The sequence below is a fragment of the Streptosporangium sp. NPDC049046 genome, from assembly GCF_040649155.1.
Lineage (GTDB): Bacteria > Actinomycetota > Actinomycetes > Streptosporangiales > Streptosporangiaceae > Streptosporangium.
Map to the genome: position 1 here is coordinate 23,469 of NZ_JBEZEZ010000053.1, position 13,172 is coordinate 36,640.

The window sequence follows — 13,172 nt, forward strand, 5'->3', positions numbered from 1 at the left end:
CCGGGGGCGGACATACCGGCCGTTGATGGAAGCTCATGTACACGGTGGCGTATAAGGAATATCGGGAATGTACTGCCCCCATTCCGCCCGGGTTATCGGCGTACCGCCGACCCCGCAGATGAAGCGGATCGCCTCGTCGATGTCGAGATTCCAGACCTGGAGTTTTCCGCTCTGTGCTCCGGTGAGGAGAGTGTCATACTCGTCGATGAACGCCACGGCGATCGGATGGTCCTGAGCCCGCTTCATGATCGTCGTAACACGGGGTTTCGCGGGATCCGTGATATCCACCAGGCGTACGCTTCCGTCATTCCCGGCGGTCGACAGGGTGCGGCCGTTGAAACTGACGGCGAGACCGATCACGGGGGCGGTGTGCGTGGCCAGGGTCGCGAGAGTGCGGGGTTGCGAGGGGCGTGACACATCCCAGACGCGCACGGTGCCGTCGCCCGAGGCGGTGACGATCTTACGGCCGTCGGGAATGAACGCGACCCTGTTGATGGGATTCAGGTGCCCGGCGAGCGTGCTCAGTCGCACCGGTTTTCGCATGTCGCGAATATCGTATAAATATGCCTGGTTGTCCGTCGTGCCCATGACCAGGGTGGCCCCGTCGGGACTCACCGCCATGTCGGCCACCTTCTCCGGCAGGTCGGTCAGTGTCGTGACGAGGCGAGGATTTCCCGGATCCCCGATGTCCCAGATACGGACCGAGGGATCCTGCGCGGTGCCGACAAGATAGCGACTGTCCTTGCTGAAGGCGACGGAGAAGGCGTTCTGCGTGCCGGGGCGAAGGGTGGAGAGCAGTACGGGGTGAGCGGGATCCGCGACGTTCCACAGCTTCACGGTCGTGTCCCAGGAAGCGGTGGCGACAAGGTTTCCGCTCGGATCGAACTTCGCGCGGACGATGATGTTCTCGTGCCCTGTCAGGGTCCCCAGGGGGTACGGACGGGATAGGTCCGCCACATTCCACAGTCGCGCGGTGTTGTCGTCGGCCGCGTCGATGACGATTTTTCTTCCCGGGCTGAAGGAGACGTCTTCGACGGCCCACTGGTGAGACTGCAGTCGTGGTGAACGGGTGACGCCACCGGCGGTACCGATGCGCCACAGGCGGACGCTGAGGTCGCCGGAGCTGGTGGCGACGACTCCGTCGTCCCTGATGGCGACGGCGAGGACCGAATTCGTATGCCCAGCGAGTCCCGTGGAGAGGATCGGCGGGCCCTCGTCCGGCAGTTCCCAGACCCACGTGGTGTTGTCGTACGACGATCCGAGCATGGTTCGGCCATCACGGCTGAAAGTGATGTCGAATATGCTGCCACCGGTGTTCTCCAGGGCCGATTTCCTGGTCGGCTTGGCGGGGTCGCGCACATCCCAGACGATGATCTGCTGGTCGTCCGCGCCGGTGGCGAGCCCGCGTCCGTCGGGAGTGAAGGCGACCGCCTCCAGCGGCTTCACATGGCCGGGGAGAACGGCCAACCGGCGGGGACGGGCGGGATCGGTGATGTCCCAGAGACGCGCCGTGATGTCGAAGGAGGCTGTCGCCAGGGTTCGCCCGTCCGGACTGAACACCACGTCACTCACTTGATCTTTGTGTCCTCGAAGGACGGACATGCGCCGAGGGCGCGCGGTGTCGGTGACGTCCCAGAGGCTGGTGGTGTGGTCAGCCGACGCCAGGGCGAGCAACCGGGCGTCCGGGCTGAAGGCGACTTCCCTCAGCATCTGCGGGCTCGCTGTGAACGACGCTATCTGCCGTGGTGGAGAAGCGCCGTCGACCGCCCACAGCTTGGCTGTCCCGCCGGCGTCGCAGGTCGCCAGTATCCTTCCTCCGGGATGGAAGGCGACTCCGCGGACAGCCCGGGTGTGGCCGGTCAGTATGTGGTGTATGCGAGGGCGAGCCGGATCCCGGACATCCCACAGCCGGACGGTGTGATCATCGGATGCGGATGCCAGAAGCCGGCCGTCGGGACTGAAGGCGGTGGCCCACACGGCGTTCGTGTGACCCGAGAGTCGTGCGCCGGTCTGCCAGGTGCGCGCGCTGAGCACGGCTCCGCGGGTTTGGGGGAGCGGTGAGAGCCGATACGAGATCAGGGCGAGGAACCCGCTGAGAGTGCGGTCCGAGACCGTGTCCGCGGTGTCGCTCACCTGGCTGGCGATGGCCCGGTTTCTCTGCTGGATCGCCTCGTCGCTCTGCTGCCGGGCGTAGGAACCGGCCGCGACGGCGGTGAGAAGCAGCACGGACAGGACGGTGATCACCGCGGTGGTGATCCTCCGGCGCCGGCGGGCGCGCCGGCTCGACGCCTGGAGGAACGCCCGTTCGTTCGCCGTGAGCTCACTTGAGCCGTTCAGGACGGCTTCGGCCGCCACCAACTGGCTGTCGAAATAGAGATACGCGGAGTCGCGCCCGTGGCGCACCCAGGTGTCGGTGTCCGTGGCGAGGTGCTGACGCATCGACAAATTGGCCCGGTCCGTATCGATCCAGCTCTTCAACCTGGGCCAGGCCCGGATGAGCGCCTCGTGGGTGATCTCCGCGCTGTCCTGGTCGACCGTGATGAGGCGGGCCTCCACGAACTTGCCCAGGATCGTGCTCGCGGCCACCTGACCCTGGGAACCGTCCAGCAGATCGGCGATCGCCACTCGCCGTCTCGTGGCGTCCGTCTGGTCGTCGAGGTGTATGAGCCGAAGCAGCAGCCGCTGAGCGAGCCCTTCCGCCTGCGAGCCGATCTCGGTCAGGGTCTGTTCGGCGCTGAGGGCGAGAGACCGGGCGATGCCACCGGACGCGCGGTACCCGGCGAGGGTGAGCATGTTCCCGCTGCGCCGCTGCCAGGTCACCAGCAGCGCGTGGGACAGCAGCGGGAGCACGGCGTCGGCTCGGCCCGTGGAGACCTCGTCGGCGCCGAGCTCGTCGAGCAGGAGGTCGGACAGGCCGCTCTCCAGCCTGAGACCCGATCGTGCCGCGGGCTCCTCGATGACGGTACGCAGCTGTGCCCTGGTCATCGGCCCGACGATCTCGGGGTGTTGCAGTGCCGCCAGCAACTCCGGGTAGGCGGCGCAGTGCCCGAAGAAGTCGGCGCGGACGACCACCACCACTGTCACGGGCGCCCTGGCCCGGTCATCGCCTGCGGCTTCGGCGAGGACCTCGATGAACCGCTGGCGTCGTGCCTCGTCCTGGCAGGCGGTGAAGACCTCCTCGAACTGGTCCACGACGATCAGGACCCGGCCGGGGAGGCCGGAGAAGGCCCGCCCGGCCCCTTGGGGGTCCTCCAGCCGGGCACGGACCTCCCCGGTGTCGACGTCGCGCAGACCGGCGAGCCGCCGGGCCAGCTCGGCCAGGGGGTCGGCGCCCGGCACCAGGACGACGGCGTGTGTCTCCCCGGTGCTCTCGCGCCGAAGGGCGGGGACGACGCCGGCCCGCAACAGCGACGACTTCCCCGATCCGGAAGGTCCTGTGACGACGAGCATGCCACCGGTCCCGGAGCTTTCCCGGACGCGCGCCACCAGTGCCCGGGTCAGATCCTCGCGGCCGAAGAAGTTGGCCGCGTCCTCCGGGCCGAAGGTGGCGAGGCCGCGGTACGGGGACTCCTCCTCCGTCGGCTGCACCACGGGCGGGGCGGGGGGCGCCTGCGGCACCACGTACGCCGGGTTGACGGCGAAGGCGTGACGATCTCCCAGGTCGGTCGCGTGCCGTCGCGGGCTCGGAAAACCCTTCTCGGGCAGGGACCGGGTCAGGTTCCGATAGATGGAGTCCAGGGAGAACACCTGGGGGCCGGCCTGGTCCCCCTCGTTCAGCAGTTTGATCAGCTCGCCGGAGAACGCCGTGTGACGAGCGCCCGGCAGCGCCCATGACGCCTCGTCTCTACTGGAGGAGGTGAGCAGGTACGCGCCCGAGGTCATGCTGTCGGAGAAAAGGTCCACCAATCGCGACGAAACCCCTTGCGCACGTCCCGAGAAGCAGCAGTCGAGGACGACGACGACCAATTCGGCGCGTGACTTCGCGATAGCCTGACGCACGAGGGAGTAGGGCAACGCCTGGTAACCGGGCACTCCTCGCCGTAGGTCGATCGTCGCCTGGGTGGCGAGGTGCAGTTCGTTCTCCGCGCTGACCAGGCCGTGCCCCACGAAATAGAACATCAGGACGGACGTCGTGTCCTGCGCGAGCTCGGCGAAAGTGTTTCCCAGGTCGACCGGTGTCGGCGGATTGAGGAGAACCGATAATCCGCTCGGCGCCAGGCCGCCTTTCTGGATGAGGCATTGGCCAAGGTCTTCTATTGTAGACGCGACGGCCGGAATATCCGGTAAACGAGACCCCGGCATATGCAGCCCGGTTCCGGCGAGGAGAACTCTGCTCCCCGAAGAGGAGAGTGCCAGAAGCGGAGATCTCCGGGCACTCGGCTCCCGGCGGGTTTCACCGGCCTTCGAGAGGTCATCCTCGATCATCGGTGCTTTCCAATGCTTCGACGATCTCGACGGTGAGGGCAGCGAGCTTCGTCGTGTCGAGTGACCGCACCCGTCCGGCGCTCACCTCGATTTTGTCGTCTCCCCGGATGAGTTTCACGGTGACGTCCCCGGGGCGAGAACCGATCCATGCGACGATCACACCGGAAATCGCCGCGACCAGGCCACTCGACCCCAGCGCTATTTGGAGCGCTTCGACCAGCGGCCCCAATCTTCCCTCTGACGGATCACTTTCGAGGAAGGTGACTCTTCCTCGTAACTCGGGCTCGGCCTCCAGCCATGCCGCGAGGCTGCGGAGATCGTCCGCGCCGCCCGTGTCAATGCTCAAGACGCTTACGACGAGATCCATGTGCCACGCCATTCTGCTCGGGAATCGGTTTTCCCTGACAGCGCCGTACATCCTGGGCCCGCCGCGAATCCAAAGTGGTTGGAGTGCCCATAGACGCGCCCCGATAAGCGCTTTGTTTGTTTTTACGGTAGAAGGATTAAAGCATACCTGACTTACCGGTTGAACGTCGATGGTCGCGGTGCGTCGTTAACTGACGGCCCGGTCGGGAAGCGGTGGATTCGCGTTGATCATTGCTTGTTCGCCGCCCGCGTGGCGGCGTGCCCCGGGTGCGCGCTCGGCCCGTTCCTCGGCTCTCGGTTCGTCGGCTTACGCGTACCGCATGATCGGGAGGTAAGGAAGGAGGCTGGCAATGTACTGCGATAAGAGAACATTGCATGTTGAAGATCCGTACCGCCTCGACAGGGACATAAATGGCCTATGTCCAACAATATTATGAACGTTACATATTGTTCATTGATGCATCGTGTGCGGTTCATCATGGTGAACGAGGCTTATGTCCGCCTGGTGGTCGGCGGGCGGTGAACGTCCGCTCTGGGGATGCCTCGGAGGGGGCCGAGGAGGATCCTCAGGCGAGGCGGACGGTGCCCCGGCCGGTGGCGAGGGGGAGATCCAGCGCGGTGTGGATGCCCGGCGGAGCGGCGCAGAGGGCGGCGACGGAGTTGACGGCGTGGGCGGCGGCGCCGGCCAGGCCGTGGGAGATCTCGTCGACCGTGAGCATCAGCTGGGGCACGCCCTCGATGTGGACGCTGAAGCCGGGGTCGGCCCAGCGTCGCACCCGGGTGGCGTCGGCCTTGTAGACGCACTCCACGGTCATGAAGGGACGGCCGCGGACCAGCCCGCTGAACATCCAGCGGGACGCGCACACGGTGCCCGCCCTGACCGGTCCCGCGGCGATCTCGAACTCCTCCGCGGCGAGCTCGAACTCGTCGCTCTCCTCGACCTCGTCGAGGGCCACGCCGAGGTTGTCGGCCACGAACTGGACGCTCTCGGCGAACAGCGAGCGCTGGAAGGCGCGGAAGGGGCGCACCGCGGCGACGTAGTCCTTGGCCGAACGGGTGAAGCCGAACAGATCCACCACGATCTGCCGGGACGGGTGGCCCCGGAAGTCGGACGACTCCCGGACGTAGATGTGGTCGACGCGGCTGGACAGGCCGGTCAGCGTGAGCGGCAGCACGTCGCTCATGAAGCCCGGGTTGACGCCGGTGCCGTGCAGGGACGATCCCCCCGCGCGGCAGGCGGCCTCCAGCCGCTCCACCACTCCGGGGCCGTAGCACTTGGGATACACGAACCCGGTGGTGGTGATGACGTTCTTGCCGGTGGCGAGCAGCGCGCAGATGGTCTCCACGTCGCTCGGATGCTCCCCGCCGAAGTAGGACGCCGGCAGGGGCATGTGCAGCACGCAGTCGGCCTTCGCGGCGAGGATCTCCTCGACGTCGTCGGTGCAGACGACACCGGCCTCGGGGAGCCCCACGAGGGTCCCCGCGTCCTGTCCCACCTTGTCCGGGTCGTAGACCAGAACCCCGGCGAGTTCGAATTCCGGCCGGGTGATCAGGCTGCGCAGGGAGTATCTGCCGACGGCGCCCGTGGCCCACTGGACCACGCGCAGGGGCGGCGATAAGGACATATAGGGCCTCCAGCCCAAAATATTGGGCGGGGCCTTACTGGGAAAAAGTGAGGGGTGTCGTCGTTGACCCTCGCCCGTGTGAGGCAAAAACTTTAGCAGAAATTAACACGGGTGCTTACTATGCGCAATGATCTCCAGCATTCTCGGTTACCGCCGCGCGCCTTTCTCGGTAATGGTCCCCGCGATGGTGTCGAGGGGGTCGCCGACGGCTCGCCCCGGTTTCGCGAGCGGTGTCCGGGAAGGTTTCGCGGACTCCGTCGTGAGGTGACCTCCCGGGGGTGCCCATGGCATCGCGAGGGTCGGGCGGGCTATTGTTCAGACGACTAGAATTATGTTCTCGTGGGAGGATTGCGGATGTCAGAGCTGCGGTTTGACGGCAGGGTCGCGGTCATCACCGGCGCGGGGCACGGACTCGGCCGCTCGCACGCGCTGTCGCTCGCCGAGCGCGGCGCGAAGGTGGTCGTCAACGACCTGGGCGGGGCGCTGGACGGCACCGGCGCCTCCGCGGGCCCGGCCGCCGAGGTGGTCGAGCTGATCAGGAAGGCCGGCGGGGAGGCGACCGCCAGCACCGACAACGTCGCGACCCCCGAGGGGGCCCAGGCGATCGTGCGGACCGCGATCGACACCTACGGGCGGCTGGACATCGTCGTCAACAACGCGGGCATCCTGCGGGACAGGTCCTTCGGCAAGATGAGCGTCGAGGAGTTCGACCAGGTCCTCGCCGTCCACGTCCGGGGCTCCTTCCTGGTCAGCCGGGCGGCCTTCCCGCACCTCAAGGAGCGGGGATACGGCCGCATCGTCAACACCAGCTCGCCGGCCGGGCTGTTCGGAAACTTCGGCCAGGCCAACTACTCCACCGCGAAGATGGGGCTGGTCGGCCTCACCAAGACGCTCGGCATCGAGGGTGCCAGGGCCGGGATCAAGGCCAACGCGATCGCGCCGATCGCCTGGACCCGGATGACCGAGGAGCTCCTGCCCGCGGAGTTCGAGGCCAAGTTCACCGCGGAGCGGGTCAGCGCGCTGGTGACCTTCCTGGCGCACGAGGCCTGCGAGACCAGCGGCGAGGTCTTCAGCGTCGGTGGCGGCCGGATCGCGCGGGTGTTCGTGGCCGAGGGGCCCGGCTGGCGGCAGGACGACCACACCGTGGAGGACATCCGGGACAACTGGCAGGCGATCCTCGCCGAGCAGCCGTACCTCACCCCGACGACGCTCGGCGAGCAGGCGACCGCCTCGATGAAGGCGATGCTCTGAGCGCCGCACGCTGACCGCCTGACCGCCTGACCGCCTGACCGGGACGGCCGGGCGGGTACAGGGTGGCCGGCCGACGTTCGCCGAAGGGCGCTCTCCGCGGGAGGGCGCCCTTTTTGTTGCCCAGGACGTTTTCGGGGTGGTTGCGGGTTTGGTTTGGGATGACCAAAAAAGGGTCGGGCGATGCGGGATTCAAATGAGTCGTTCGATGGGGCCTGAAGGGACTGCCTGGACGGAGCCGCTTTCGCCGTACGGGGCGCGCCTTTCTGCCTTGACTGGACAATCTTTTGCTTGACTGTCGTCAGAACTCATCCTTACCATCCTGAAATGGAGAGGAAATAAGCCAGAAACCACCAGGCTTTTCGACTTTTTGCCGCTCTCTCCCGGCATCGTCGCGCCGTTCGGCCCGTCAGGGCCGCCCGGTTCGTTTCGCATGTCCTTCTTAACCCCCCAGGAGATTCCATGCGCCGCCAGCTCACCGCCTTAATGGTCCCCATCCTGCTCCTGTTATCCGTGGTCTCCGGGGTCTCGATGGCCTCGGCGAACGCGGGAGCCGCGAAGGCGGCCGCCTTCCGGGTGCTGCTGTTCACCGAGACCGCCGACTACGTGCACGCGTCGATCCCATCCGGCATCACGATGGTTCAGCAACTCGCCGCCGCCAACGACTTCGAGGTCGTCCAGTCCGCGAACTCGAGCGTGTTCAGCGACGCGGGCCTGGCGGGCTTCAACGCGATCATCATGTTGCAGAACTCCGGCATGGTCTGGGACAACGACGCCCAGCGTCAGGCCATGCAGAGGTACGTCAACAACGGCGGCGGGATCGTCGCGATCCACAACACCACGGACATGAACATCGAGGCGCAGTTCCCCTGGTGGGACCAGCTCATCATGGGTGGCGCGCACATGACCGCGCACTCGGCCACCGTGCAGGGCACCGCGAAGGTCCTCGACAAGAAGCACCCCTCCACCGTGGGCCTGCCCGACCGCTGGACGCGTACCGAGGAGTGGTACAACTTCAGCAAGAACATGCGAGGCGACGTCCACGTCCTGGTCGCCGCCGACGAGAGCACCTACGACGCCGGCGGAAACAAGATGGGCCCCGACCACCCGATCTCCTGGTGCCGTAGCACCGAGGGCGGGCGCGTGTGGGCGACCGCGATGGGGCACGAGAGCGCCTCCTACAACGAGGCCAACTTCCGTCAGCACGTGCTCGGCGGCGTCAAGTGGGCGGCGGGCAACGCCGCGGGCGACTGCGGCGGCACCGTGTGGAACCGGTACCAGAAGGTGACGCTCGACAGCGCGCCCGACCAGCCGATGGGCCTGGACATCGCTCCCAACGGGGACGTCTACTACATCGCCCGTTCCGGCAAGCTCATGCTCATCCGCAAGAGCAACGGCCAGATCGTGACCGTCGGCACGCTGAGCGTCTACACCGGCGGTGAGGACGGGCTGATCGGCCTGGCCCTGGACCCGAACTTCGCGACGAACCGCTGGGTCTACCTCAACTACTCGCCGACCGGTTCCGCGGCGATCAACCAGGTCTCCCGCTTCACCCTGAACGGCGACACCCTGGACATGTCCAGCGAGAAGAAGCTCCTCTCCATCCCCGCGACCAGGGTCGACGAGCCGGGGCACACCGGCGGGTATCTCACCTTCGGGCCGGGCGGGAACCTCTACATCGGCGTCGGCGACGACATCAACCCCTTCTCCTCCGACGGGTACGCGCCGATCGACGAGCGTTCCGGCCGCTCCAACTTCGACGCGCAGAAGACCAGTGCCAACACCAACGACCTGCGCGGCAAGATCCTGAGGATCCACCCGGAGAGCAACGGCACCTACACGATCCCCTCGGGCAACATGTTCGCGCCGGGCACGGCGCAGACCCGCCCGGAGATCTACGCGATGGGCTTCCGTAACCCGTTCCGGTTCTCGGTGGACTCCGAGACCGGCTGGATCTCGGCGGCCGACTACGGCCCCGACGCGGGGTCGGCCAACGCCAACCGCGGGCCCGAGGGCACCGTGGAGTGGAACCTGATCAAGTCGCCCGGCTTCTACGGCTGGCCGTACTGCGTGGGCAACAACATCCCGTTCAACGACTACAACTTCGCCACCTCCACCTCGGGGGCGAAGTTCAACTGCTCGGCGCCGGTGAACACCTCGCCCAACAACACGGGTATGACGAACCTGCCCGCGGTCAAGCCCGCCACCGTCTGGTACAACTACCACCTCGTGCCCGAGTGGCCGGAGATGGGCAACGGCGGCGGCGCGGCCCCGATGGGCGGGCCGTTCTACCACTACGACGCGGCGAACCCCTCGGAGACGAAGTTCCCCGCCTACTTCGACGACACCCCGTTCTTCTACGAGTGGAGCCGCAACTACCTGATGGAGATGCGGCTGGACGGCAGCGGCAACATGCTGAAGACCAACCGCTTCCTGTCCAACCTCGGGTTCAGGTCGCCGCTGGACATGAAGTTCGGCCCCGACGGCGCGATGTACCTCATCGAGTGGGGGGTCGGCTACGGCGGCACCAACCCCGACGACGGCGTCTACCGCATCGACTACATCAACGGCGGCTCTCGCGCCCCGGTCGCGAAGGCGAGCGGGACGCCCACCTCCGGCCAGGCGCCGCTCACCGTCCAGTTCTCCTCGGCGGGCTCGGCCGACCCGGACGGGGACGCGTTCACCTACGCGTGGGACTTCACGAACAACGGCTCGACCGACTCCACCGCGGCGAACCCCTCGTTCACCTACACCGCCACCGGCAACTACACCGCCAAGCTCACGATCACCGATCCGTCGGGCAAGAGCGGCTCGGCGACGGTGCCGATCACGGTCGGCAACACCGCACCGGTGGTGAGGTTCGGCTCACCGCCCGACGGAACGGCGATCAACTTCGGTGACTCGGTCCCGTACACGGTGACCGTCACCGACCCCGAGGACGGCACGATCGACTGTTCCAAGGTCACGGTGGTCACGGCGCTCGGCCACGACACCCACAGCCACGACACCGGCCAGTTCACCGGCTGCTCGGGGACCGTGGTGACCACGAACTCGGGTCACGACGCGGACGCCAACACCTTCTACGTCCTCACCGCGACCTACACCGACAAGGGCGGCCTGTCCAGCACCGCGAACCTGATCCTGCAGCCCAGGCAGAAGCAGGCCGAGTACTTCACCGGCTCGTCCGGGGTGAGGATCGTCGACCAGGCCGGCGCGCAGAACGGCAAGCGTGTCGGTGACATCTCCAACAACGACTGGATCTCCTTCTCGCCGATGAGCGTCCAGGGGGTGGCGTCGGTGAGCTACCGGCTCTCCTCCGCCTCGGCCGGTGGCTCCATCGAGCTGCGCGCGGGCTCGCCCACGGGGCAGCTGCTCGCCACCACGTCCGTGCCGAACACCGGCGGCTGGAACAACTACCAGCAGACGGCCGCCACCTCGGTGACGGCGCTGACAGGCAGCCAAACGCTGTACCTGGTGTTCAAGCACCCGACGGCGAACCAGTTCGACCTCGACTCCTTCACCCTGAACGCGACGGGGGGTTCGACCGGAGAAGGACCCGTGGCAGGCGGCGTCTACCGGCTGACCGCCGTGCACAGCTCCAAGGCGGCCGATGTGGAGGGCCAGTCCACGGCCGACGGAGCCAGGGTGCTGCAGTGGACGGCCGGCAGCGGCACGAACCAGCAGTGGAGGTTCACCGCCGCGGCGGGCGGCGCCTTCACCCTCACCGGTGTCCAGAGTGGCAAGTGCCTGGACGTGAACGGCGGCTCCACCGCGTCGGGAGCGACGATCATCCAGTGGACCTGTCACACCGCTGCCAACCAGCAGTGGAAGTTCGCCGCCGGGACCAACGGCGCCTGGAAGATCACCTCGGCCGCGAGCAACCTGTGTCTCGAGGTGCCCGGCGCCTCGACCGCGGACGGCACGCAACTCACCCAGGCCACCTGCGGAAGCGGTAACAACCAGCAGTGGAGGCTCACCCGGGTGAGCTGACGGGAGCGGTCAAGTTCGCCGACTTTTGCTGATAGCTGCAAAAGTCGGCGAACCGTTAGGTAAAAGTGATTCACAAACCCGTCTAAAGAGGGTTAGCTTCTGCACACCTGCTCGGAACAGGGAGGGTGTTGTGAAGCGGACCGTCGCTCGGCCGGAGAACGCGTACCAAGCCGCGCTTCTCCGGCTGTTGCGCGAGAGGGCGCGGTCGCGCGCCGAACTCGGCGACGTGACCGCCCTGTCGCGCTCCCGGCTCAACCTGGAACTCGACCGGCTCATCGAGCTGCGCCTGGCCGAGCAGGCGGGGCTCGCGGCCTCGCGCGGCGGGCGCAGGTCCGGCCTGGTACGGCTCTCCGCAGACCTTCGCTTCGCCGGTGTCGACATCGGCGCCACCTCGATCGACGTGGTCGTCACCGACGGCGAGCTGGAGATCCTCGGCCACCTGAGCGAGCGGTGTGACGTGCGCGACGGCCCCGTGGCCGTGCTCGACCAGGCGATGGAGATGATCGCCAAGCTGGGTGAGCAGGGACAGTTCATCCAGCTGCACGGCGCGGGGGTCGGCCTCCCCGGGCCGGTCAGCTTCCGGGAAGGGGTCCCGGTCGCCCCCCCGATCATGCCCGGCTGGGACCGCTACCCCGTCAGGGAGGCGGTCGGCCAGGCTCTCGGCTGCCCCGCCGTGGTCGACAACGACGTCAACATCATGGCCCTCGGCGAACTCCACGCCGGGCTGGCCAGGCAGGTGGACGACTTCCTGCTCGTCAAGATCGGCACCGGCATCGGCTGCGGGATCGTGGTGGACGGCAAGATCTACCGGGGGGTATCCGGCAGCGCGGGCGACATCGGCCACATCCGCGTCGACGACCAGGGACCCGTCTGCGCCTGCGGCAACGTCGGCTGCCTGGAGGCCTACTTCGGCGGGACCGCCCTCGCCAGGGAGGCCACGGCCATCGCCGGACGCTCGGTCTATCTGGGCCGCCGTCTCGACGAGACGGGCACCCTCACCGCCGAGGACGTCGCCACGGCCGCCGAGATGGGCGACGCCCACGCGGTACGGCTCATCCGCGACGGCGGGCGCAGGGTCGGCACGGTGCTGGCCGGGCTCGTCAGCTTCTTCAACCCCGGCCTCGTGATCATCGCGGGAGGGGTGGCCCAGCTGGGCCACCTCCTCCTGGCGGAGATCAGGAGCGTCGTCTACCGGCGGTCGCTGCCCCTGGCGACCGGCAACCTGCCCATCGTGCTCTCCGAGCTGGGACCCGACGCCGGCGTGGTCGGCGCGGCCAGGCTCAGCAGCGACCACGTCTTCTCGGCCCCACGATGAACCAGCGAGGCCCCATGTCGGAAGTCACGCCCCTTCTCCTCATGCGAGGGATCGTCAAGCAGTTCCCCGGAGTGCGCGCCCTGGACGGCGTCGACCTGGAGGTGCTGCCCGGCGAGGTGCACTGTCTGCTCGGCCAGAACGGTGCCGGGAAGTCCACTCTGATCAAGACCCTGGCCGGTGCCCACCAGCCCGACGAGGGGACG

Annotated in this window: 7 protein-coding genes; 4 read left to right on the forward strand and 3 right to left on the reverse strand. The window is 67.4% G+C overall.

Going from position 1 to position 13,172, the window contains the following annotated elements:
- Positions 1-33 precede the first annotated feature (33 nt).
- The 3 genes from AB0B96_RS39290 to AB0B96_RS39300 form a co-directional block, all read right to left on the reverse strand.
- The gene (locus tag AB0B96_RS39290) at positions 34-4,425 is read right to left on the reverse strand and encodes an AAA family ATPase (protein ID WP_362907194.1); all 4,392 of its coding nucleotides are present in this window, start codon (positions 4,423-4,425) and stop codon (positions 34-36) included.
- Positions 4,412-4,792, reverse strand: coding sequence for a hypothetical protein (locus tag AB0B96_RS39295; protein ID WP_362907196.1), 381 nt, complete (start codon positions 4,790-4,792; stop codon positions 4,412-4,414). Before AB0B96_RS39295 ends, AB0B96_RS39290 begins: the two co-directional genes overlap by 14 nt.
- A 565-nt stretch (positions 4,793-5,357) precedes the next feature.
- Positions 5,358-6,416: a dihydrodipicolinate reductase gene (locus AB0B96_RS39300; RefSeq protein WP_362907198.1), complete on the reverse strand. Its 1,059-nt coding sequence runs from the start codon at positions 6,414-6,416 to the stop codon at positions 5,358-5,360.
- Between the two features lie 354 nt (positions 6,417-6,770).
- Here AB0B96_RS39300 and AB0B96_RS39305 point away from each other — a divergent pair, with 354 nt between their 5' ends.
- From AB0B96_RS39305 to AB0B96_RS39320, 4 genes are all read left to right on the forward strand, one after another.
- Complete coding sequence (locus AB0B96_RS39305; protein WP_362907200.1) at positions 6,771-7,667, forward strand: SDR family oxidoreductase; 897 nt, start codon at positions 6,771-6,773, stop codon at positions 7,665-7,667.
- 459 nt (positions 7,668-8,126) lie between these two features.
- Positions 8,127-11,654, forward strand: coding sequence for a ThuA domain-containing protein (locus AB0B96_RS39310; protein ID WP_362907202.1), 3,528 nt, complete (start codon positions 8,127-8,129; stop codon positions 11,652-11,654).
- Between the two features lie 130 nt (positions 11,655-11,784).
- Positions 11,785-12,969 (forward strand): ROK family protein, encoded by a 1,185-nt coding sequence (locus AB0B96_RS39315; protein WP_362907204.1) that lies wholly within the window; start codon positions 11,785-11,787, stop codon positions 12,967-12,969.
- Positions 12,970-12,983: 14 nt separating this feature from the next.
- Positions 12,984-13,172: ATP-binding cassette domain-containing protein (locus AB0B96_RS39320; protein ID WP_362521484.1), on the forward strand; the 189-nt coding region annotated here is incomplete at its 3' end.